16 protein-coding genes are annotated in these 24603 nt (G+C 56.4%); 2 read left to right on the top strand and 14 right to left on the bottom strand.

The window, feature by feature from the left end; all coding sequences use genetic code 11:
* The first annotated feature begins 23 nt into the window (after positions 1–23).
* Complete coding sequence (locus ACR0IV_RS13605) at positions 24–2069, top strand: beta-propeller fold lactonase family protein (RefSeq protein WP_480658697.1); 2046 nt, start codon at positions 24–26, stop codon at positions 2067–2069.
* 3 nt (positions 2070–2072) lie between these two features.
* On the opposite strand, the gene ACR0IV_RS13610 is transcribed toward ACR0IV_RS13605, so the two are convergent.
* Both ACR0IV_RS13610 and ACR0IV_RS13615 read right to left on the bottom strand, forming a co-directional pair.
* A complete protein-coding gene (locus tag ACR0IV_RS13610; protein ID WP_480658695.1) occupies positions 2073–3380 on the bottom strand; it encodes an HlyD family type I secretion periplasmic adaptor subunit in 1308 nt (435 codons plus the stop codon).
* On the bottom strand, positions 3380–5113 hold the full coding sequence (locus ACR0IV_RS13615; protein ID WP_480658693.1) for a type I secretion system permease/ATPase: 1734 nt from the start codon (positions 5111–5113) through the stop codon (positions 3380–3382). The genes ACR0IV_RS13610 and ACR0IV_RS13615 overlap by 1 nt, the downstream gene beginning before the upstream one ends.
* Positions 5114–5684: 571 nt before the next feature.
* On the opposite strand from ACR0IV_RS13615, the gene ACR0IV_RS13620 reads away from it, so the two are divergent.
* On the top strand, positions 5685–7898 hold the full coding sequence (locus tag ACR0IV_RS13620; protein ID WP_480658691.1) for an NADP-dependent isocitrate dehydrogenase: 2214 nt from the start codon (positions 5685–5687) through the stop codon (positions 7896–7898).
* A 368-nt stretch (positions 7899–8266) separates the two neighbouring features.
* Here ACR0IV_RS13620 and ACR0IV_RS13625 read toward each other — a convergent pair whose 3' ends face one another.
* From ACR0IV_RS13625 to ACR0IV_RS13680, 12 genes are all read right to left on the bottom strand, one after another.
* Positions 8267–9373: a peptidoglycan-binding protein LysM gene (locus ACR0IV_RS13625; protein ID WP_480472749.1), complete on the bottom strand. Its 1107-nt coding sequence runs from the start codon at positions 9371–9373 to the stop codon at positions 8267–8269.
* Positions 9374–9417: 44 nt separating this feature from the next.
* On the bottom strand, positions 9418–10680 hold the full coding sequence (locus tag ACR0IV_RS13630) for a substrate-binding periplasmic protein (RefSeq protein ID WP_480472751.1): 1263 nt from the start codon (positions 10678–10680) through the stop codon (positions 9418–9420).
* A 23-nt stretch (positions 10681–10703) separates the two neighbouring features.
* Complete coding sequence (locus ACR0IV_RS13635) at positions 10704–11483, bottom strand: PP2C family protein-serine/threonine phosphatase (RefSeq protein ID WP_480658690.1); 780 nt, start codon at positions 11481–11483, stop codon at positions 10704–10706.
* On the bottom strand, positions 11483–12481 hold the full coding sequence (locus ACR0IV_RS13640; protein WP_480658688.1) for an FHA domain-containing protein: 999 nt from the start codon (positions 12479–12481) through the stop codon (positions 11483–11485). Before ACR0IV_RS13640 ends, ACR0IV_RS13635 begins: the two co-directional genes overlap by 1 nt.
* Positions 12482–12684: 203 nt before the next feature.
* Positions 12685–14859: a serine/threonine protein kinase gene (locus ACR0IV_RS13645; RefSeq protein WP_480658687.1), complete on the bottom strand. Its 2175-nt coding sequence runs from the start codon at positions 14857–14859 to the stop codon at positions 12685–12687.
* A 339-nt stretch (positions 14860–15198) separates the two neighbouring features.
* Positions 15199–16485, bottom strand: a complete 1287-nt coding sequence (locus ACR0IV_RS13650; protein WP_480658685.1) for a dynamin family protein — start codon at positions 16483–16485, stop codon at positions 15199–15201.
* The gene (locus ACR0IV_RS13655) at positions 16482–18521 is read right to left on the bottom strand and encodes a dynamin family protein (protein WP_480658684.1); all 2040 of its coding nucleotides are present in this window, start codon (positions 18519–18521) and stop codon (positions 16482–16484) included. The genes ACR0IV_RS13650 and ACR0IV_RS13655 overlap by 4 nt, the downstream gene beginning before the upstream one ends.
* 70 nt (positions 18522–18591) lie before the next feature.
* Positions 18592–19434 carry a hypothetical protein gene (locus ACR0IV_RS13660; RefSeq protein ID WP_480658682.1) on the bottom strand — a complete coding sequence of 281 codons (843 nt, stop codon included), beginning with the start codon at positions 19432–19434 and terminating at the stop codon, positions 18592–18594.
* A 23-nt stretch (positions 19435–19457) separates the two neighbouring features.
* A complete protein-coding gene (locus tag ACR0IV_RS13665) occupies positions 19458–19859 on the bottom strand; it encodes a hypothetical protein (RefSeq protein ID WP_480658680.1) in 402 nt (133 codons plus the stop codon).
* 38 nt (positions 19860–19897) lie between these two features.
* Complete coding sequence (locus tag ACR0IV_RS13670) at positions 19898–21556, bottom strand: dynamin family protein (protein WP_480658678.1); 1659 nt, start codon at positions 21554–21556, stop codon at positions 19898–19900.
* An 8-nt stretch (positions 21557–21564) separates the two neighbouring features.
* The gene (locus ACR0IV_RS13675; RefSeq protein ID WP_480658676.1) at positions 21565–23565 is read right to left on the bottom strand and encodes a dynamin family protein; all 2001 of its coding nucleotides are present in this window, start codon (positions 23563–23565) and stop codon (positions 21565–21567) included.
* Between the two features lie 2 nt (positions 23566–23567).
* A complete protein-coding gene (locus ACR0IV_RS13680; RefSeq protein WP_480472771.1) occupies positions 23568–23981 on the bottom strand; it encodes a hypothetical protein in 414 nt (137 codons plus the stop codon).
* Positions 23982–24603: the final 622 nt, after the last annotated feature.

A 24603-nucleotide genomic window follows, 5' to 3' on the forward strand; every position in this document is an offset into this window, starting at 1 on the left:
GTTGGCATTGGGGGCAAACAACGATGATGCTTCAGTTCGATAGAGTGGTTGCAACGGGGACCGCAGCGCTCGATTCAGGTATCGGCGATCTGGCTTTAAAAACGTTTAACGGCGAAACGTATCTCTATAGTGCGACCGGGCTGCAGGGGGGGATTGCCTCGTGGCACCTGACAGATACCGCTGCTCCGGTATTGCAGGATCAGGAATATTTTGGAGCCTCCATCGCACAGCAGGTCGGGCGCGGCGGAGCACTTGTTACTTTGGGCACCGAGACCCGGTTGATATTGGATGTAGATACCGCTGCGGGGCTGGTCGGGTATGATCTGAACACCGATGGGACCATCGGTGCGCTGCAAGAAACCACGGGGCTTTCGGGCGGAGGCGATATCTCGGCCGTGGCGCAATCCGCGATCGGAACCGACAGTTTTTTAACCCTTGCACACACGGATAGCGCCCAGATTGGCACCTATCGCGTGAACGGAGATGGGGCTCTGACCCTGACGAGTCTGACCTCGGGTCGCGCGGACGCGATGCAGGCCGCGCAATCGGGTGGAAACCACTTCATACTCACGGTGGATACGGCAAGCAGCACGATCAGAAGCTTTGCCGTAGATCCAAACACGGGGGCTCTGACCCTCACGGATGGGGCCGCCAGCCTTCAAACGTTGGGTATCGGCGCGCCGACCGCGATTGAGGTGGCGCAGGCATACGGTAAGTCTTGGGTTGTTGTCGCGGGCGCGGACAGCAATTCCATTAGCGTCATGAGCCTGAGCAGTAACGGAACGCTAAAAGCAACCGATCACGTGCTCGATACCTTGCATACGCGATTTGCATCGGTGCAGGACCTTTCGGTGATCGAAGTTGATGGCCGCGTCTTTGTCGTCATCGGGGGTGGGGATGATGGCATTACCTTGTTTACAATGACCCCGGATGGTCAGCTGATCCATATGGACAGTTTCGAAGACACGGCCGCAAGCGGGTTGCAAAATGTCGAAACGCTAAGCGTTGCGCATATCGGGGACGAACTGCAGATCTTTGCAGCCTCACAACAGGACCCGGGCCTCACGCAATTAAGTGTTTCGGTCGCAATTCTGGGTATTATCGATCAAGGTTCTGGGTCGCTCAGCGGTACTGCCGGGGATGATATGCTGAAAGGCGGGCTCCTGGATACCAATCTGAACGGCGGGGCAGGGGATGACATTCTGATCACGGGCACCAGCGCAACCACCATGACGGGTGGGACGGGCGCAGATATCTTCGTACTGCGCGAAAGCAGCGGTGTCACAACCATCACAGACTTTGAGGCCGGAAACGATCGGCTTGATCTGACCGACTATTCATTTCTACGCTCCCCGGCGCAATTGAGTTTTACCACAACCGCGCAAGGTGCTCGAATTGCATATCGCGAAGAAACGATTGAGGTAATTTCGGCGCAAGGCACCTCTCTAACCAGCACGGATATCTTTGGCACCGGCTTTGACGGCCCGGACCATATCCCAACAAATCTTGGCAGCGGACCGGACAACAATGCATCTGATGGGGTTTCCGGCCCGGTTACCATTGACTCAAGCAGCCAGAACCCGGCGTTGACCGATGCGGAAATCAGGTTCACTCCTGACGGCGGCGCAACCGTCGTGGCACAGGCGGATGAGCAGGGCGTATTCGATCTGAATGTCCCCGATGGCACCTTTTCCGGCAAGCTGGATATCGTCAAATCCTATTCGAACGCGAGCAATGATATCACCGCCCTTGATGCGCTTCAGGTGCTACGCATCGCGGTCGGGCTGGACCCAACCTGGGGACCCGCGACACCTCAGAACCTCATAGCGGCAGATGTCACGCAGGATGGAAAGGTGAGTGCACTGGACGCTTTGGTCATTCTGCAAACTGTCGTCGGCCTACCCTCTCCGCACGAACCGGAGTGGGTGTTTCTGGAGGCGGATCAGGACCTGTCAGGGATCACCAGAAACAATGTCGACTACACTACAGGAACGGATATCACCATTGTCGATGGTGCATTCACCACCGACATGACATCAATCCTGCTCGGCAATATTGAGGCCCCGTAAGGCTTATTCCCTGAACGCGCGATAGAAGTAGTCCGCCAGCGGTTTGATCAGATAGGACAGGGGGGTACGCTCATCTGTCTTGATCATCGCCTCAACCGGCATACCGGGCAGCAACTCCTGACCGTTCAGGCGTTCAAGTTGTCCGTCATCGGGCTCCACCTCGGCGCGGTAGAAGGTAAAGCCGGTCGTTTCATCGGTGAATGTATCTGCGGACACGTTGATTACATGACCGTCAAGCTCGGGCGTTTCGCGCTGGTTGAAGGCAGGAAAGCGCAGGGCGACCTCCTGCCCGCGGTGCAACTGATCGACGTGCAATGCATCAACGCGTGCGGCCACAAGCAAAGGCGTATCCTGCGGAACAACGTACATCATGGGCTCTGCAGGCTGAATGACCGACTGGATGGCAAAGACCTGACTGTCGTAAACGGTGCCTGCCACCGGTGCACGAATATCCAGACGCGACAATCTTTCGGTCAATGACAAACGGCGTTCGGCGAGTTCCACAACCCGGGATTGGACATCCCGAAGCTCAGCAATCGCCTCTTCCCGACGGGTTGCTTTCAGCTGAACAATCTGGATCTCGGTAGTGGAGATTTGTCCATTCAGGCGTGCAATCGTGGATTCCAGCTGTCCGATTTCACCGTTCAAACTGGCCTCTTCCCGCTGCAGCGCCGAGACGCGGCTGGCCTGTGTCAGGCCGCGTTGCAGCAACCCTTCCTGATCTCTCAACTCATTGGTGATCAGCTCAACCTGCGTGCGCAATGCAGTCAATTGCGCCTGTATACCCTCGATTTCATCTTCGATCTGAATCTTCTGCTTACCCAACTGGTCAATCTGCTGAGTGAGCGTGTCCAGACGCGCATCGAACAGGCGCTGCTGGCCCGCTAGAAGGTCCTCTCCGATATGCTCCTGCGCCTGAAGCTCACCGAGACGGGCATCTAGTTCGGTGGCGTCTACACCATCTCGTTCTGATTCCAGCCTCGTTTTGCGCGCCATAAGCTCGAACAGCTGTGACTCAACGATCGTCTTCTCGGACGCAAGAAACGTGTCATCGAGACGCAACAGCAATTGCCCGCGCGCGACGTCGTCGCCATCGCGCACAAATATCTCGCCGACCACGCCACCATCGGGATGTTCGATCACCTGACGGTTGCTTTGGACTTCAACCACCCCTTGCGAGATGATCGCGCCCGCCAGTTGAGTCCGGATGCTCCAAACGCCTAGTCCCAGAACAAGAATGGCCAGCGCCAACAGCCCGACCAAAGCGGGTGCCGTGATGCTCCACGCCGTCTTTTCACCCTTCTTGAACATTACTCACCCACCTTGTTCAGATGCCGTTTGATAACATTGGCATTCTGCACCATCGTGCTGAGCACCTCATCGCGCTTGCCAGATTTCACGATCTGGCCTTTTTCGACGACCACCAGATCATCACATTCCGAAATCGCTTGCGGTCTGTGCGTCATGATGATGACGGACTTACCCGCGGCCTTGAACTCACGCACGGCGTTGTTCAGCGCAAGCGTACCATCTGCATCAAGGGCCGAGTTCGGCTCGTCCAGAATCAGCAACACCGGGTTTCCATAAAGCGCACGCGCAAGAGCGATACGCTGTTTCTGGCCACCTGAAAGCTGGCTGTCATTGCCTTCCAGAAAGGTATCATACCCTTTTTCGAGGCTTAGAATAAGCTCATGCGCATTTGCGGTTTTGGCCGCGGCGACCACAGCCTCTGGGTCCGGAGTTTGTGACATCCGTGCGATATTTTCGGCGACGGTACCGTTAAACAGTGTGACTTCCTGCGGCAGATACCCGATGTGGCGCCCCAGATCATCCGGGTCGTACTGATCCAAAGTGGCTCCGGCCAAACGGATCTCACCTGCGGCAGGCATCCACAATCCAAGCAGAGCTTTTGCAAGTGTTGTCTTGCCCGAACCGCTTTTACCGATCACGCCCAGAGCTTTTCCCGGTTCGAGGTTCAGGTTCGCATTCCGCAAAGTGGGAATTTTAGCGCCGGGTGGCACCACCGTCAGAGTCTTGGACACAAGATGCGCCTTGGGCACCGGCAGCTTCGTACGCGACGCCTCGGGCGGTGTGGCATCCAGAAATTTGTTCAGGTTGATCCAGGCGGTGCGCGCCCGTTCGATCATCGACCATTGCCCGACAGCCATTTCCACGGGGGCAAGTGCGCGACCCAGAAGAATGGTCCCCGCAATCATTGCACCCGGCGTCATCTCATTGCGCAGAACAAGCAATGCCCCCAAAGCGAGCATCGCAGACTGCAGGAATAGCCGCAGAGATTTGGTCAGCGAGGTAAAGCTGCCTGTCCAGTCGCTGGCGGAGATCGATTGAGACAACGCTTCGGATCGCTGTTTCATCCATCGGCGCGCCACGTCCTCCTGCATACCTTGCGAACGGACAACTTCGGCCGCCTGTCGCGCATGCTCAGAGAACGCATTAGCCTTGGCCGACGCACTCTGTGCTTCGGCGACCTTCCGGTGGGTCAGCATTTGGTTCAGCATGGCGATCACTATGAGAAGCGTACCGCCGCCGACAGCCAACCATCCCAGAAGCGGGTGGAACAAGAAAATCGCGGCGACAAAGATCGGCGTCCAGGGCAAATCCATCACGGCCAGCAGCACGGGTGATGCACAGAGGGACCGGATCGATTCAAGATCACGCAAGGCAGTTGCAGGGGCCGAGCGGAATTGCGGAAACAGTGCCCGCCGCATCGTTCCTTCGAAGACCCGTTCATCCAGCGAGGACTGAAACCGTGCCCCGAACCGGGCAACGATACGCCCGCGCGCATAGTCGAGCATGGCCATCAAGCCGTAGAGCAAGGCGACAAGTAGGAACAACGCCGACAATGTCTCGACCGAGCGCGATCCCAAAACGCGATCATACACCTGCAACATAAACAGAGGGCCAGTCAGCATCAGAAGATTGACAAAAACGCTGAACAAAAAGGCCAGCGCCAGAAAGCTTCGCCCCTGACCCATCACCTTTCGCAGTTCATGGCGCTGCGACGCATTTGGCTGATTTTTCATACTCACTAAAGTTGGCCCCCAACCAATGATAAGTAATACGCGCCCGAAGCCGAACATTCTGATCTTATACGCGACCTGACCTGCGGGCTAACTATATCTATCCCCCAAACCACGAACAACGGGCGTTTAATTCAGGCAAACAGGTTTGAGCAAGCAATGAACAGGTTCGCGCGTGCTGCAGGCAGAATTACGCTGAACATCACAACTCCTCGCTGGTCTCGGGATCCGGTCAAGACAAGGTTAATCGCATCGAAGGTTTCAGAGACCGCCAAAGCTGTCGGCGACTTTCAACCCTTCCAATGAGGTGGACGTATGTTGATTGTTGCAGTCGGTAATCAGGGGTCAGAGCCGGTTAAACGGGTTCCTTTGAAATCGGCGTTTCGCCAAACCGTGTCAATTTGCGCGCCCAAACACGATTGATCCCAATCCAATCCTGATTTATGGGAGGCCCTGTCAAATCAGAGTCATCCGTGGGGCGTCACCGCCTCGTTACGGCTCGGTGCCAGTATTGAGCGTTGGCACACACTCTTGGATCGCACGCCCCGAAAGGCTTTAAAAAAGGTAAGGGAATATGGCAGAAAAATCGAACTTCGATATATTGTATACCATTGTAGACGAAGCGCCGGAGCTGGCGAGCGCATCGTTCCTGCCCATCATCCGCAAGTTCGCATCCGCCGCGGGCGTCAGCGTCGGAACCAAGGATATTTCTCTGGCTGGGCGCATCATTGCCACCTTCCCGGAAAACCTGACTGACGAACAGCGAATCACTGATGATCTGGCTGCTCTGGGTGAACTGGTGAAGACACCCGACGCCAATGTGATCAAACTGCCGAACATCTCAGCCTCGGTACCGCAATTGGTGGCCGCCATCGAAGAACTGCAATCGCAGGGCTATGACATCCCCAGCTATCCGGAAGAACCCTCAAGCGATGAGGAAAAGGCGATCCGTGCGCGTTACGACGCCATCAAGGGCTCAGCCGTGAACCCTGTTCTGCGCGAGGGGAACTCTGACCGCCGCGCGGCGCGTGCGGTGAAGAACTACGCCCAGAAGAACCCACACTCGATGGGTGAGTGGGCTTCGGACAGCAAGACAAAAGTATCGTCGATGTCCGGCAATGATTTCTATGCGAATGAGAAATCAGCGACCATCACAGCCGCGCAAGCAGGCGATGCGAAGATCGAATTTGTTGGCAATGACGGCAACGTCACCGTTCTGAAAGACGGCTGGCCTTTGGCTGAAGGCACCGTGGCCGACGCAACCTTTATGTCGGTAAAGGCGCTGTCGTCCTTCCTGGCAGATGCCATCGAAGACACCAAGAACGACGGTACCATGTTCTCGCTGCATATGAAGGCGACCATGATGAAGGTCTCTGACCCGATCATCTTCGGTTACGCGGTCAAGGCGTGGCTGGCCCCGGTGTTCGAGAAGTTCGGCGCAGAGCTGGACGCGCTGGGTGTGAACCCGAACTCGGGTCTGGGCGACCTGCTGGAACGAGTGAAGGACAATGCAGATATCGTGGCGGCCATCGACGCGCTGAAAGGTGACCGCCCGTCGATGTACATGGTCGACAGTGACAAGGGCATCACCAACCTGCACGTGCCGTCTGATGTCATCATCGATGCCTCAATGCCCGCCGTGATCCGCGCGGGTGGCAAAGGCTGGGACGAGACCGGTGCCAAAGGTGATACCAACTGCGTCATCCCCGACCGCTGCTATGCGCCGGTGTATGACGAGGCGATCAACTTCTTCAAAGCCAATGGTGCGCTGAACCCAGCCACTGCTGGCGCCGTCGCCAACGTTGGCCTGATGGCGCAAAAGGCGGAAGAATATGGTTCGCACCCGACCACATTTGAAGCGCCCACGGATGGCACCATCCGCATTGTTCTGGCCAATGGTGAGACATTGCATGAGCATGCGGTGGAAAAGGGTGATATCTGGCGTGCTTGCACCGTGAAGAAGGCACCGATCGAGAACTGGATTCAGCTGGCGATGGATCGTCAGCGTTTGACAGGCTCCGAGGCGATCTTCTGGCTGGACGCGAACCGCGCCCATGATGCCGAGCTGATCAAATACGTCAAACCGGCGCTGGAAGCTGCTGGCGTAGCCGACAAGTTCCTGATCATGGCGCCGCGCGAAGCGACCCGTCAGTCGTTGGAAACCATCACTGCAGGGAACGACAGCATCGCTATCACCGGTAACGTGTTGCGGGATTATCTGACCGATCTGTTCCCGATTCTGGAGCTGGGCACCTCGGCCAAGATGCTGTCCATCGTCAAACTGATGAATGGCGGCGGCCTGTTCGAAACCGGTGCTGGTGGCTCGGCCCCGAAACATGTTCAGCAGTTGGTTGAGGAAAACCACCTGCGCTGGGACTCGATGGGTGAATTCTGCGCGCTGGGGGAATCCTTGAACTTCCTGGCAGACAGCAAAGGTAACGCCAAAGCTGGTGCGCTGGGTGCCGCTGCCGAGGCTGCAACGCAAGGCATTCTGGACAACAACAAGTCGCCCAGCCGCAAAGTCGGTCAGCCGGACAACCGCGACAGCCACTACTGGTTCGCACGCTATTGGGCCGAGGCTTTGGCTTCGCAGTCAGATGATGCAGATCTGGCAGCTGAGTTTGCGCCTTTGGCAAAGGAACTGGCTGACAAGGAAGGGCAAATCCTGTCTGAGCTGGCAGCAGCCCAAGGTGCGGCGGCAGACTTGGGAGGTTATTATCATACCGACCCGACCAAAACAGCGGCTGTAATGCGCCCCAGTGCAACACTGAATGCACTGATCGGCTGATCGCCGCCTCAAATTTGTTGATGAATGATCAAGCCGGCCCTTCTGGGCCGGTTTTTTCGTTGGTCCAATAAGAAAAGGGTTGGCCCCCATAGCCAACCCTTTTCTGAGTGAGTGGTGGGGCTGACGCCTCACCGGTGCTGTTGAATCCACATTACGCGGAATACTCGCGCTGAATATTGGGGGATTCCCGTAGCGAAGTGCTTTTTATGCGCTAAAAGAGGCATTCATATATATTATGACTATACAAAAAGGTGCATACCTTGTTTCGCAACCGTATGCGCTCCCGACGTAGAAGTGAAACCCGGTCGCACAACAAAAAAAGGGCCGGTCCTGAGACCAGCCCAAATTTGGTCTTTTCGACCGAGGGATTAGTTGGACGCCGCGTTCAGCTTTTCGTTCTGTTCGCGCAGCGTGTCCGAGATAATCGCGTACCATTCGCCGGATTCACGCATCTCAATCAGACCCTTGTTCATCATCGCGATGTATTCACGTGCGAACGGGTTGGTGCGATGCGCGAGGAAGCTCATCGACGACAGAGTGGATACATACGGGTTTTCAACGATGTCAGCCGAAGTCAAACCCATGTCTTTCATTGTCGACGCGAACAGGTCAACCTCGAACGCCGCCACATCTGCAGTTCCGGTCAATACCGCATCAAGGCATTCTCGGGCCGAATTGGGCTGAACAACAGTTGTATTCTCGCGGTTCAGACCTTGTTCTTCCAGCACCACCATGCTCCAGCCTGCCATGCGGCAAACGGTCGAGCCCTCAAGGTCGGAGAAATCCGTCGCCTTTGCGTATTCGCTTTCAGGCAAAGTGAAGAAGCCACCAACGATGTCATATACCGGAACTGAAGCGACAAATTGAGTACACCGGGCTTCGGTTTCTGCAGACCACTCATAGGAGCGGTTGGTACAATCCGGTACAGTCCACGCGATCGAAATATCAAATGCACCCAGTGGCAATAGTGTGTCCAGATGCGAACTCCAGTCATCTACGAAGCTGACCGAGAAGTCGCGGCTATTGCCTGCACGCTGAAGGCTTGTTGTAGCCAGGCGAGTCATGATGCCACCACCGTTCAGGGCTTCAGTCGTGAACGGCTCCCAGCCGTTGCCCGCAACCATCTTGATCGGCGGTGCATAAACATTCGAGCGTTTGACACTCGCTGCACGCTTTTCTTCAGCAGCAATAAGTTCCTGCGCGCTCTGGCCATTTGGCAGGCTGCCATCCTCACAGGGCAAAGCCAGAACCAAGCCATTTTCAAGCGAACCTGGATTGGTGATAGCGTTGCGGTTCGCATTGAAAATCGGCTGATAGTTCGAGGTGCCATAGGCGGCAATGGCGATGGTTGCCAGTGTATCACCATCCTGAACAGTATAGTTAGAGCAGGCCTCTTGCGCGGCAGCTGCACCTGCGCTCAGCGCGGTGAGGGCTGTTGCCGACAGTACTGCTTTCTTTAGTTTCTTGTTAAACATGTCCACTTCCTCCAGACTTTTGTTTTGCCAGGCCAATTGGGGCCTTAACCATTTTCCATTTGATGGCGCAGGGCGGTTGAAACGATATCGCGCCACTCGCCTGATTGCTGCATGATCGCCAGACCTTGGTTCAGCGTTTCGAGGATCGCTTCTCCATCTGGATTATCTTTGTGGGTCATAACGTTAAGCGACTTGATTGCCGCCAGATTGGGGTTTTCGATAATCTGATGTTCATAGCCCAGTCGCCCAATGGCCTCGACGGCCAGATGGGCTTCGACCGCAACGATATCGGCCGAACCATCCATCACCGCGTGGAAACAGTCATCAGGTGAGACCGGGCGTATCAACTTGATCGCAGGCTCATAAAGGCCGACCGCATCCATATGCGACAGGGACCATCCCTCGGGTCGGCAGATCGTGGCGTCGACGAAATCTGAATAGGTCAGAGTTTCCTCATAGCCCGAACCAGCCTTTGCGAAGAATGTATCGACCACTTCATAGAAAGGGTTCGAGAAATTGTAGGTCTCGCAGCGGGTTCGATCGCTTTCGGACAAGGCCTCAGCCTCTTCGCAATTCGGGCGCGACCACGGGAAGGTCGCGTCGAACGCGAGGGTCGGCATCAGCAGGTCCAGATGCGATGACCAGTCGTTGACGAACTGAATCTTGTAAGGCTGTTCGGGCGCAGCCCGTAGCATCGCGGTTTCGACTAGATCGGTATAGAGACCCCGGTTCGGCAGTGCCTCATCGGTGAAGGGTGCGTAGTTACCCCCGGTGATCAGCAGAAGCTGACGATCGCGGATTTCGGGACGTTCACCACCATCCGCATTGCGGATCAGCGCAGCACCCTCGGCGCGGGCGGCCTCGATCTCTTTCTTGGCTTCTACTTTGGCCGCGAGGACTGCATCTTCGCTGGCCTTTTTGGCCTCGGCCTCAGCTGCGGCGACGCGGGCCTCGGCCTCGGCGATCGCTTTTGCAGCACGCTCTTCTGCGGCCTTGACCAGTTCCGATGCCATTTCCGCTGCCATGCGGCCCGCTTCGGTATCCGGCAATTCAGGGGCGCGGCCGATATCTTCCAGGCAAGGGAAGGCCAGAATGTCGCCAACACGAATGATATTCGGGTTAGGACCGATGACATCGCGATTCACATCATAGATAAACCGGTAATCTTCGGTGGCGTAGACCTTTATCGCCAGTTCTCGCAGGCTGTCGCCACGCTGGATCTCGTAGGTCGAACAGGCTTCTTGCGCGGAGGCCGCACCTGTTGCGGCCGCAAGAGCCAGACTGGATATGATCAGATGGGTTCTCATGTTGTCCTGTATCCCTGCCTTGTTTAGTTCTGCGCCGGTTTGACCACGGCGATTGAGATATTGTCCTGATCCGGATCCGCCTTGGTATGCAGCGCCTGTATAAGCGCATCCGCGATGTCACGTGCCGGGGATTGCTTGTGCTGACGCAGAAGTTCTTCGATCTCGGCATTGCTGAGATATTGAAGCCCATCGCTCCCAAGGATCAGAATATCTGCCGCGCTAAGCGCCAGCGGCTTTTCGGGGCAATCCACCTTTGGAATAGCGGCCCCCATGATGACCGAGGTCAGCTGGTTGCGGTCAGGATGACCCTGCGCTTCTTCCGCGCTCAGCAGACCTTGCGCCAGCTTCGCATCGATCTCAGGCGCCATCGAGTGGTCCTCGTTGATCTGCGACAGAGTCTCGTCACGAAACAGATAGAGAGGGCTATCGCCGATCGAAATCCAGAACAGGTTCTGGTTCACCAGCAAGGTTCCCAGCAAGGTTGATCCCAGCCGGGCCCCGGAGGTTTCGCCATGGCTCGCCACCTCGGCATTCGCCTGCATCGCTGCCATGGGCAGGGCGTCGAGCAGAGCGCCCTCAGTCACGTCATTGCGTTCAAGCTGCGCGTCCAGCGCCTCTTGCCAGGCCGAGATTACAAGTTCGGATGCAACCTCGCCCGCGTCGTGCCCGCCCATACCGTCAGCGATCACGACATAACCCGCATTGGCCGTATCAAAGACCCGCGCGGCAATCGCGTCTTCCTGCGTGTCGCGCTGACCCTGGTCCAGGATCAGAGCAATGTCATATGCAGGGGTCGCCAGCATCAATCAGCATCCCGCCAGTCAAAGCCATCATCGCAGAAGGCGGCAAAGCGGATCGAAGTTTCGCTGATACGGATCAAATCGCCGCTGGACAGAGCAACAGTGCTGAGAACCGGCTTACCGTTCAGCCGCACGAGGTTCGCTTTGCCACCATGTCCCAGATAGCATTTCCGGTCCTCGGGATCATAGGCGATCACAGCATGGTTGCTGCGCGAGATACCGGTATCTCCGAAATCCAGTTGAATGGCCTGATCGTCGTTCCGGCCAATCTGCATCAGACCTTCGGTAAGGGTAATGCACGACCCACGGCCAGGACCGGCTGTGATGACGAGCCAGCCGACGGGGAAAGTCTGCTGCGCAGTTTCCGTCTTGGCAACAGGTTCGGCGGTTTCGATCAGTTCCTGAACATGCGTGTCTGCTCGTTCAAAACCCAGGAATGTGGTCTTTACGCGCGACCGGCGATCTTCGACCGGGGCAGGGGCCGCGACCGGAGCTTCAATGACAGGCGCTGGGGTGGGTTCCGGGGCAGGTTGGGGCTCCTCTGCCACAACCTCCGGCTCCGTTTCAGCTTCCGGCTGCAGCTCGGGCGTTTCTTCAGGCTCAGACGGTGCGGTCTCTTCGACAACCGCGGCCATGATATTTTCCTCTTCGATCTCTTCGACAGCCTGAACTGCATCTTCCGCGCTGAGATGAAGGGTAACGATCGGTTCTTCTTCTTCGACCTCTTCCGGTGCGGCAAGTTCTTCTTCGATCTCTACAGTTTCGACCGTGGATGCATCCTCATCGAATTCGGGCATCGCCTCTTCGGGGATCAACTCGTCTGAGTCTTCGTAGCTCTCCGTCGCCATATTGCCGCCACCCAGCGCAGCGCGCAGAGCGTTGAAATCCGCGATCGGTTCAGGCTTGTCCTCCTGTACCGCTTCGGGTTCTACGTTTTCTTCTTCTTTAGGTTTTCCGGCACCTTCGAGAAGCCGGCTGAGAGGGCTTTTATATTTGAACATGGTGTCGACACCTTCTTGAATTCTGACACGGGTTTCGTCCCGCGGGGCTGCTACAAACCGCCGTGCATCACGCACAGGGGCACTGATGAATGGGAAACATGGAAACTTGTAACTTCGCGCCGGGCCGGTTCCCGACGGGGTGACGATGATGCGCCACCCTCAGCACACACACGCTGGCGATTTTCACAATGAACCGGTTTGAATTACTCCTTTGCCAGCGGCATGACCGCCGAGCTTTCGCCGCCGTTGCGCAGAACACTCAGGCGCGCATCGGGTTGGTTTTCAGACACAAGCTGGGCAAGAACGGCATCCAGACTTTCGGGGCCGTCGATCGCGACGCCGGTCTGAGCCTCACGCAGCAGAATGTCACCAGCCTGCAATTCACCAGCTGCTTCGGCCGGGACAGCGGCTACAACGGTTTGCCAACCGGCGTCCCCCGCATGCCGAACATCGAATGCGTACCCATTTTGCAAGCCAAACATCCGGTAAGCGGGCAAAGCCAGTAACCCGTTTTGCGCCCGGGTCTGACCCAGCGGGCGATAACGCGCGGCGACACGAATATAGCCGTCGGGATCGACCGAGAAATTGTCCAGAATCTGTCCCGCGAGCGAGGCATCTGCCCGAACCGGCTCACCGTTCAGCGTAAAGATCGTAGCACCACGCTGCACCCAGTCACCGATCACCGACATATCCTGCCCCTCGTCCACGCCATTGATTGCAATGACGTTGCCGGTGGAACTGCGGCGTTTAGACATTGAGAACGGAACTTCGACGTCCCAATGCCCGAATGCAATCTGATCCTGCACTAGGTTGACCGCAGTTGTCGAAGCCTCTGCAACCTTGGCAGGCTCGGCCGCCGCCGCGTCAGGCGCCACTTCCTCAGTAGCAATTGGAGGCGTTTCCTCAGTTGGAACCTCAGTAACAACCGGATCCTCCAACGCGGTCTGCGTCTGCTCGACAGGTTGTTCTGGCGTAGGTTGTGGTTCCGATGCCAAAGCGGGTTCGGCCTGTTGCGGCTCTGTCGTGGCTTCGGCGGTCTGCTCGACCGGTTCCGGTTCAGCAGGCGCCAGAGTTGCCGGTGCCTGCGCTGTTGACGGGGTTGCCTCGGGCGTCGATTGATCGCCCGACATCGCGAAATATCCTCCGGCGGCAAGAGCCGCGACAACGACCGCAACCCCTGCAATCATCTTGCCGCTGCCACCCGAACCGCTTTTGACCACGGTATCAACGGCGGCGACGTTCTGCTCCTGCGGCGAAAACTGTGCCAGCTCGTCTTCGGACTTCTCTTCGTTGCCAAGTGTCAGATCCGCGTTTCCAGCCAGCAGAGCGGTCACAACGGCTTCGGCGTTTTCGCTTTCGGCCTTAATGCGTTCCTTTTCTGCCTGCTCATCCAGACGATCCATACCCACAATGACCGAGACCGGCCGATAGGCAAAAGTATCGAACATGACGCCCGGACCTCGGAACATCCGCAACCAATCCAGAGCGGATTGCAGGCGATCAGTGGTGTGGACTTCCATCGCTTTGTCGATCGCTTCGAGGAACCCATCAGGATAACCTTTGAAACGCCCGGCCAGAGGTTCATAGGGATCGTCTTGCCCGTTATTGAAGGCGTTCAGGCGGGTCTGGCCATCAATCGGGCGCTCACCGCTGATTGCGTGATAGAGCGTGGCAGCCAACACATAAAGGTCGCTGCTTGGACCCTGTTCCGCGCCGCGCACATAGAATTCATGCGGCGAATATCCATCCTTGATCACCCGCAGGGTCAGCAATGCCGCCGATTTGTTGGCCGCCTGTTCGCGCGCCGCACCAAAGTCGATCAGGATCGGTTCGCCGTTTTCATCGATCAGGATATTGTCCGGCGAGATATCGCGATGCAGCATGCCACTTTGATGGATGAACGAGACCGCCGACAGCATCTTTTCAGTGACCTGGACGATGAAGTCAGGGCCGCTTTTGTTTTCAGGGTTCTCGACATAGTCCAGCAGATCGCAACCCCGGATCAGGTCCATCGCGATATAGGCGGTGTTGTTGTCCTCAAATACCTGGTGCACATCAACGATGTTGGGATGGACCAGCCGGGCATGATTGCGGGCTTCCTGAATGAACAGGTCGATGATAGCACGCAAGTCGTCCTTGTGATCGGGATTGGCGGGCTCAACTAAGTCACCATTCCGTTGGCAGAGCGCACCCGGATAGCATTCCTTGATGACTACATCCCGGTCTAGGCTATCGCGTGCAAGATAGGTAATTCCAAACCCACCGTTGCTGAGGAAACGGAGGATTTCATACTGACCCCGCAGCAGCTTTGCGCCCGGTTGCAATCCTTCGATCTGAGGTTCGTCGTGCGTTGCGCCGACAGCCTGGTTGTGGCTCATATCTTCCCGCCCATATTACTCATTGTTGCGGTATGGATAACCAGGGCTTTAGCCCGCGAACTCACAACCAAACACAACCGCAGGACACTTGAGACGGTTAGACGTTTCAAATTTGACTTTATTGGGGCCGCCTGATGGCTTCACTAAGGATCAAAATTTTGTAAACAGCTTATTTTGTGTCTATATCGTTAGTGAATACTATATATTGTAATATACGGTGGAAAAATCTGAAGTCTATCTTCCAGAATTCGCTGTTTGGTCTACGAATTCGAAACAATAACGGATTGATTCTTGCAGCCTCGAATCGCCGCATTGCGGCTCAATTTTAGCGGGAAATTCTTAGGTGCCGGTTCTGGGTGGCGCAGACGCAACCGTGCTTCCAGCCCAGGCGAGGTTGTCGCTGAGCTGTGCGAGGATGCTGATTGCGTCCTTCAGAGGTGCATCGCCGCTCTCGAATTGCAGTAGTAGAAGCAAATCCGTTGCCTTTTCGAACTCTGCTGGAATCCAGTCGGCCTCTGGGTCGATTTCCTGACCGGACTCCAACCGTTCTGCAAAATCCTCGACGATCTCCTGACAGCTTTGAAGGAAGGCTGCAGGTTCGATTTCAGAACTTTCGCGCAGATCGTCATAGATGCTCGCAATCGCAGCCAGCCAGTCCTCGAGAATGGGGTTATCCAAAGGGGGGAGGGCGGATTCCAGGCTGGTGTGAACCGCGTGGCTTTCCGTGCTGATGATCTCGGGATCCTCACCTTTCAACTGATCCAGATAAGGCAGGAATTCCTGCGCCAAATCCTTGCGTGCCGCGTCCAGATCATGCTGACGATGATCCAAAGCGATTTGAAGCACCTGCTCGGCCAGATTTTGTCCACCGCAGGATTCCCAAAGCTCAAAATCAGGCTCGGGCTCGCGCTCCATCGCGCGTACAGCCACAGGGGTTCCAATCGGCACAACAGCACGAAACAGGCCGTCTTTTTCCTTGTTCAAGCGCCCAACCACCCGGTCCAATGCATCGCGAACGGGGGGGAGATCCGCGTGTGTAACGGCCAACAAGCTGTTATCGCGCAATTTTTGTGGAACCTTCGACCACAAATGACGCTCGGTTTCGCGCCACGCATTCGTACCGTTGGTGCACCAGATCGCGCAATCCACATATCTTAAAAGATCCAGGGTTGGCTTGTAGGTGTCGTCCAACGCACCCGCACCGGGCAGATCAAACAATGAGATTTCTTGCAGGGCAGGGGTGTTCAACCCAACTGAAATGAAGTCCGGATTGTCGGCTGCAGCTTTTTCCAAAGCGATCCCTGAATAGACTTTGGGCTCCTTGTCCCACCATCCGACAGTGGTTTCCGGGACCTCTGCATAGGCCACTATGACCAAAGGCAGTTTCAGATGCTGCGGCCCCGTTGGCAGGATGTCCGCACCGGCCAGCATATTGGCGAGGCTGGACTTCCCTGCGCCAAACTCCCCGGCAAACCCGATCGACACCGCATTCGACAGCCGCTCGGCATGGGCCAGAGCCCGAGCACGCATCTCGTCCAACTCAGACGAGGAAGGCTGCTTTTCGGTGACGGTCAAAAAGCGCTCCAACTGGCGCACTTCCTGCTCGGTTCCGGGGAATTCAATCATTCTGCAGCCTCTGCCTGTCGTGTGTCTACGGGCGCGGTGCCATGCACCGAGCCCAGCTCATCCGTAATGCGACGCGCCTGATCGACGGCTCGTTGCGCTTCGGCGCGTGCATTTGTGCCGCTGCCGCTCCGGTGTTCCAGATGTCCGGCCAACAGCGCCAGATAGTGATCCAGAACAGTTTGCAACCGTTCTGTCAGATCGCTACGGGCGGTGTCCACAAGATCGTCGCCGATCATCTCAAATTCCTGCACGATCATCCGCTCGGCCCGGTTCAGAACACTACGGCGCGAGATCAGGCGGGACAGCCACGTGACACGTAGCTCTACCGTAATACCCCGGGTCAGGGCGCTGGTATCCGGGCGGAACCACCGGACAGCGCTGGTGTTCATACGATTGTCCACCGGTTCCTGCCAACCGGGCAGGGCACGCAAGGCCGCGTTGCTTTGCATGTCGACAGCATAAAGCTCGCTCAGCATCCGCTGGCGCACGACCTGCGTCGCTCCTTGCACCAGTTCCCGCATCCGTTCGCGCAGAGGGGTAAAGTTCAGCTCGGTTTCGCCATCCTTGGCCAGCAGAGGCGATTGCCCATCGGGTCCGCGAACGACAATCGAGACCGCCTCAGCCACGGTGTCATCCATCACGCCTCGCAGATTGGCCAGCACGTTATCCATGTCATTGGTGATCGCCTCGGTCTTTTCGGCAACCATCGCGCGCAGTTCGGCCAGCGTCTGATTGTTTTCATCTGCATCTGCGGTATCCGGTTCGTCCTGCGCTTCGATCGCGCGCAGATGGGCGGTGCTGCGCTCCAGCTCGCCCTGCGCAAAACTGTTCAAGTGCTGCCACGCCATGTGCAGCTGTTCCTGACGCGGCCCTTCGGTCAGCGCCTTAGTGACATGCCGGCGTAAGTCGGGCAGCCCTGAGGCGATCATGGCTGCAAAACGCAACACGCCTTCGCGGCTGATAGGGCCGGGGCCTTGCTTGATCTCTTCGACACCCGACAGATATTGCTTCATCTGCTCTGGGTGCGCTCGCAACCAGGCCAGAATCTCATCGTGATCGATGCCGGTCTCATCCCCGGTCAGCGCGTAATGCGCCCACTGAGCACTGCCCATGAGTACATCGATATCCGAGTTTCCAAGTGCCTGTTCCAGCCCGTCCATCACGTCGGCGCGGACTTTCGAGGCATCGTCGGCGCCACCGCCCAGTTCATCCACACGGTTGATAAACACCACGATCTGACCCAATTCCAACGCCTGCATCAGGCGGAACAGTTTCAGATCTGCCCGCGAAAGGGCCTGATGCGCGGACAGAACGACCACGAAGAAATCAGATTCCTTGAGATACTGGCGCGAAATCTCTTCACGGATCAGTAAGGGATCATTGACGCCCGGCGTGTCGGTCACCGTAACCGGATACGGGAAATGGCCAATGTCGAAATAGACCTCGGCCTTACGGGTGATATCGCTGTACAGACCCCGGTCCGAGCCCGGGTCATGGCCACCTTCTTCGGTTGGATCATCCCCCGCGCACACGTAGCGGGCAAGATCATCCGAGGTCAGCTCGTCCAGATCGTGATGCTCGCCCAGAAGGTGCTTGTAGCTTTCGCCCAAACGCAGCTTAGCGCGGGTTTTCATCGCTTCGACCTGCTCTTCGATCATCTCGCGCTTATAGCTGTCCTCTTCATCCGGGAACATGTTGCGCAGCTCTTCGCCTTCGGCAATCAGGGCCTGCCATTGGCGGTTGTCAAAGAAATGGAACTCAGCGCCCGAGGTCCGACCCGAGGGATGGCCGAAATGCATGTCGGTGATCACGGTGGTCCAGGGGTTCACATCCGAAGGCAGATATTCGGCCTGACCGGTGAAGCCGTTGATCAGGCGCGACTTTCCTGCCTTGATCTGACCAACAAAGGCAATCGACGGCTTCAGGTTCGACAGATCGTCGATGATCCGCGAGATGAATTGACGGGTCTCGTCATTGCTCACCTCATTCATGTCTTCGGCTATGCGAATAAGTTCGCGACGATTCAGTTCACTCATTAGATTTACCCTGGTAACTCGTATTTTAGATTTAGTTTTGCAAAATGGACACTATTTGGCAGGAACGCGGTCATTCGACGGCGGTTTTCAAGGACTTCCACAGGTTTACGACGGCCCCCAACTTGCGGGCATCATGGACGGCAGCGGCGGTATGTTGACCGTCGCTTAGTACAGCAAGACCTGCACCCTGACCGCCTGACGGGCGCATGACGATCAGTTGCGGTTGTGACAGGGCATCAGATCCATCTGCATTCCATCCGGCAAGATCACGCGCGAAGCGGGACAGCAGATCATTTCCGGGATGTGCAGGTTGATCCGACGCGCAGATGCCATCAAAAGAGTGCTCCTCAGCATCTCCGATCAGGACCCGCCCAAGAGCAAACCGCTCAGATCCCGTGTAAAACTGCATCGCTATGTCGGATTCAGGCTGCTGATCGACATCGGGCTCGGGGTCAGGCACGACTGACATGCGAGGTTCATCAGAGATCTCGATTTTATCGCAGGCGGCTTCAATCTCAGAGAAGGTGATACCGACATCGTCCGCCTCAAGCGCGGTATCAGGGCGCAGCGACACCATCTCCAGCGGGCCAGTGGCCGTCGATATGTCCGTCACCAACTGGGCCAGTCGTTCCGTCAGATCTTCACGAGTTTCGGTTCCGAAATCCGGCACAGGCCCCGAGGCGCAGGTGAAAACTTCGGTGATCCGCGAGCTGTTGACCTCGATGGCCAATACCGCGCCATCCGCAGCAGTAAATTCGATCCGCCGAGGCAGGATCGTACGTCTGATTGTGCCCAGAACCTGCTGCCTGCGAGACTTGGCATTGTCACCCGCAAGAAAGGTCACCGGCGACAAACGAGCCACCGACGAACGCCCGATGTCTTCGAGCAGTTCCAGAATTTCGCTATCCATCATACCGTGACCCCCTCTGGTCCCGTCTAAACCGCCGCCGCTACCGGCCCGAGGCTGAGATGTGATTTCGTAAGTGCAAGTCCCACGTTCGTATTGTTGCGACAGATGTAGCACACCACATGATCAGGATATTTCTGCGTCCTGAGAAAGATGTGCAGACGATCGTCAGAAAACACCGCGATTTCCCCAAATCCCGGATGCTCAACGTCGTCAATCTGAGCTGTCCGCAACAGCTCCTCGAACCCTTTGACGCCCCGCCCTTGGAACAGGTTCGCCACCGCAAGTGCCAAATGATCCAGTGCATCTGCGCTGTCAGAATCTTCGGCGCTGGTCCCCAACAACATCCCGGTTTCCATATCGACATACCCGGCTGCAACGCAGTCGGGTATCGTCTCGATGGCCGAACTCAAAGCAAGCTCAATCGACATATGGTCACCTGCCTTCGTGTCTTGAAATCAGGTTCGGATCAAACCGCATGCCATTCCGCTCCGCCATTGTCGGTGGGTTTGGGAACCGCGCGTAGTACCTCTTTGTCCTTACGCGCGCTGTGTTCGCGGGCGATCTGATCGAACTCGGTCAGGAAGGCGGCAAAGGCGCTTTGCAGGCCTTTTGCATCATCCGGCAGAGTCTCGCTCGCGACAATTTCATTCCACATCGCAAACGCGCTGGGTTGTGTGCCTGGCGAAGCGTTCATCGCGCTGTCCACGGACGGAGTGGCCTCTTCAGCTTCGTCGGTTTCCGCATCCGATAGCTCAGAGTTCACAGCGACCACGCGTACCGATGTCAGCGCATTTGACTCCGGCTCTGGCTCATAGTCTTCGTCCTGCGCTTCGTCCTGTTCAGCAAGCAGTGCAGTGATCGAAGACACTGAGGTCGCAATGTCATCCTCAGAGCGCTGTTGCTCCTCTGCGCCTTCTTGGTCCTCTATCGCCGTCTCCTGCGTTTCCCGCTCGTCGGCATCGGGACCCAGGACGATCAGCTCTGCCTCGGCGTCATCTTCTTCATCGTCGTCTTCGACGAAGTCGAACTCATCGACATCAGTAACGGGATTTGCCAATAGGTTGAGATCAAGCAGTTCCTCTTCTTTTTCAGCGAAGAGGGCGCGCAGATCTTCCTCGGCCGGTTCTGCTTCAGCTTCCATTTCGGCCCGCATGCGCTCTGCTTCGCCCGCATCGATGCGGGGACGTTCAGCCTCGTCCGAGCGGCGTTCCACCCGTGCGGGGCGCACCGGGAAGCTAGTGACTACATCCACCTCATCCACAGGCTGATCTACCGGATCAACAAGCTTGAGCGGTGTCTCTTCCTCTTTCCCAGCCGGGCGCAAAGGCTGCACTTTCTGTGCGTCCGTCAGAGATTTATCGATCTGGTAACGCGCCAGCATGTCGGCACGGTTGTCCATGATCTGTTCTGTGATCTCAAGGAAGCTGTCCACCATTTTGCCGCCACCGCTGCGTGACCAAAGCTCGGCATCGCCGGTCTTGTCACGGGCCAGAATGGCGTCGCGGGCAGAGAACAGGATTGTGCGATTGAACAGATGCCCGGCTTCGCGGTTCACGCGGCGCAGGACTTTCTGGCGATCCTTTTGGTTCAGCGCGTCCGCTCGGGTCACCAACAACAGCGATTTATGCTGCAACCGTTCTGGCAGGGACACCCACGTGGCGCGCTCAGTTTCACGCCATGCTTGTGTCGAATGAGTACACCACAGGACGCCATTGGCCTGTCCTACGGCACGCTGCCACACATCGGTCGAGATTTTCGGATCCGAAATACCGGGCGTGTCGATCAGGTCGACGGCCTCAAGAATGTCGGCCTCAAGAAAAATCCGTACAAATTGCGCGTCATTGACGCCGACCTGTTCAAGCTGATCCAGTTCGATCGTCTGCGTGCTGCCATCGTGGCGTTTTATATATGCCGGTCGATTACCCCAACTGAACCAGATCGGTGGCAGCTGCGTCGCTGTAACCTGCGTTGGCAAGGCCTGCTTGCGCAAAAGAAAATTCATCAGCGTGGATTTGCCTGCGCTGAACTCACCCATGAGCGCAAACACTGGCTTGCGTCGGGACCACTGCTCGATGCGGTTCCAGGCCTTGGGAGAGACGAAGCGGGTTTGTGATTCTTTTACCATAACTCTTCTTATGCTGCTTCGTTACTAAGGTCTTTCAGGATGTCACCCAGAATGTCGTCACGCGACTTCTGCGGCTTCTGCTCGGCCACCTGTGCCGCAGCCCTGTCTGGCGATTGCGAAATACTGAGCAATGTATCTTTCTGCTCAGCCATGAAATCGGTCAGGGTAGCGCGGACATTTTCCAGAACGGCTGCAATCTGGTTTTCCTCGATATCCTTGGTGATCGAGTTCGCCTCTGACGCTATCAGGCGCGTGTAGTCCGCCGCATAGGCTTCGAACCCTTTGCGTTTTTGCCACCATCGGCGCCACCATGTGCTTTGCAAATCCAGCGCAATGGTGCGGCCAATCCCCAAAGGTGGCGGAACACGCGGTACGATAGGTGCTTCGATGTTGAACTCACCCAGATGGTTGCCCAACAACTTATGATAGAGCGCTTCGACATCCGCAGCGGCGGCCGCATACAGTGCACCGGCATCCTTCCGCATCGCCCGCGCAAAACTGAAATACGCCGCTTTTTGCAAGGTGCGCAGACCTGCGGGATCATATTGCCACGTCCCCTGCTCCCCATTCTGTTCCAAATGAGAAATCAGCGAATCCGTCGCGCGTTTGACAAAATTTGCCTCGGCTGAGGCCAATCGTTCCAACACCTTGTCACGCAGTTTGCCCGTAAGTTCAGCGACTTTCTTTTGGTATTCGTCGGACACCGTTGCGATAGCATCTTCCGGTGAAGCACCATCCAGATCACGGACAATGCCATCTGTGCTGGATAGCGTTTTGGCGACGGCGGTCGCTCGGATTTGGCTGGCAATGTTGCGTGCACGGTGGCGGACGCGATCCAGAAGGCGGCCCCCCGCCCCTTCGGCAATCCGTTCATTCATTGCAAGCAGCAGATCAGGCAGTCCTGAAAGCGCCCAGATCTTATCCAATGACGCGGCCTGATCACCGAACCCGGCGGCCAGATAGAATGTGTTCAGCGCCTCGCGTGATTCCTCAGTCAGAATGTCCGGGTTTCCGGTCAGCGCGGCCTCGGCCCACAGCGCACTGCCAAAAACAACGCTAGTGTTGGCGTCGATATTGTTCTGCTTCAGTGTGTCCTGAATGCGATCCCGAATCTCGGGCACCTGAGTAACCGGGTCGGACAGTTCATCGATCCGGTTCACGAACAGAATGATCTGGCGATTCTCAAACTGCGCGATGATCCGCATCAGCGCCATATCCATGGTGGTCAATGCCTGACTTGCCGCCAGCACCACGACACAAACCTCGGACCCTCGCAAGCTGCGCAGCGTAATCTGCTCGCGCACCATAAACGTGTCATTGACGCCGGGCGTATCGCACAGCTTTAGCGAGATCGGATATTGCGGGATATCCATGAACAATTCAGCCGACTTCGTGACGTCGGCGAAGCGACCGGTCTTGGGATTGATGTCCGGATCGTCTTCATCCCCAAGGCAGACATAGCGCTGGATCAGCTCGTCGTCGAAATAGTCGTACTGGTGGCTTTGGCCCAATATCAGATCAAAGTGCTTACCCAGGCGATCTTCGGATTTCGCTTTCATTTCAGCGATCTGACGACGGATATCGTCCATCTCGTCATCCGCACCGGCACGATTGGCAAGCTCACCAAGACGCCCACCGCCAACCATCAGGTTGTCCCATTCTTCCTGCTCGAAGAAGGTAAATTTGGACCTTGTATCGCCCTCAGTCCGGGTGTTGATGTTCAGGGTGGTAACAACAGATGTCCACGGGTTCACATCCGAGGGCAGCAAGTTCGGCCGACCCGCCAGAATGTTCACGATCGAAGATTTCCCCGCCTTCACCTGCCCCACAAGCGTGACGCTTGCGGTGAAATTCTCCATCTTGGTTTTCAGCGCCGCCAGCCGCGCCGAGGAGCGCGCATCCGCCACCTCTGTCAATTGATCGATCTGTGTCGTCAACGAGGACATTGCCTCTGTCATCTCAGACAGAGCCTCGTTTCCTACAGACAGAAGATGGTCGTTGCGCGCCATATTTAGCCTCCGGTGCCAGTTGCGGCGATCTGGTCCCCTGCACCGTCCGGCAGGCTCGCAAGCGTGTCGATACGTGCGATCAGGTCCAGCGCATTGCCGAGGATTGCGGCCTCGGAACGTGGGGAAATTGATTCATAAGCCAGGGAATCAGCCAAGATTTCGATCGAGCTGAAGCCTTCACCATTTTCCAGGCACGCCACGCGGCGTCCAGTTGGGAAGTCCTGGGATTTATGTGCAGGCAGCGGCATGCGGGCATTGGCCAGCAGGTATCGATTGCCTGAATGGGTACGAAGAGCGATCCCGAAACCCGTGCCAGGATGCTGGCGATTAAGGGTTTTCAGCTCGCCAATGAAACTTTCGCGTGCAAGACCTACAACGTCTTGCTCGGAGGCAGCGGTTTTGATCTGGTTGGTCACGACAGAGACCCTTGTACTGGAGTTGAGCAAAAACTCGTACGGTGCCAGATGGCAAAAAGACTCATTAACTCCTGCGCTTAATCAATTACGATCACCACGGTGTTATTTTGACGCGAATAAGATTTTTTGGCGTTTGAAATGTGGCGCAATTGTGGTCGCGCCCCATAGAAATGTCTCAACCAATGGGGGAGTGATGTTGAGCGTACCGCCCGAAATTCAGCATGCTTGATGTGCTGACTTTGTTTCAAGTGCAGGGTAACAGGCGCGTTTGAAATTGTACGTAGAGTCATATAATAACCATATCTATCAATACTCTATCCCTTAAACCCCTTTGCTCCTTTCAAAGCCTTGGCGGTCAAGAAAAGCCTCGCAATACCATCGCTCGGAAATATCCGGAAGCGATGCTCGGCTTGGTAAAATCAGGTATAATCTACCTAAAGTAGTAAAAATAACACTAGAAATTTGCACTTTGTTTCCATATTGGAAACGAAATTACGACCAAAGAGCTACGAATTAATGTGTGGACTTGATTTTATACGCTATACGAGGTGGATTAACGCCAAGGAACGAGTGCTTCCAACGCAAACACGATAGTATGCAACAAGCTGGCATCCAATCTGGC

This window comes from Ruegeria sp. C2, assembly GCF_056537765.1.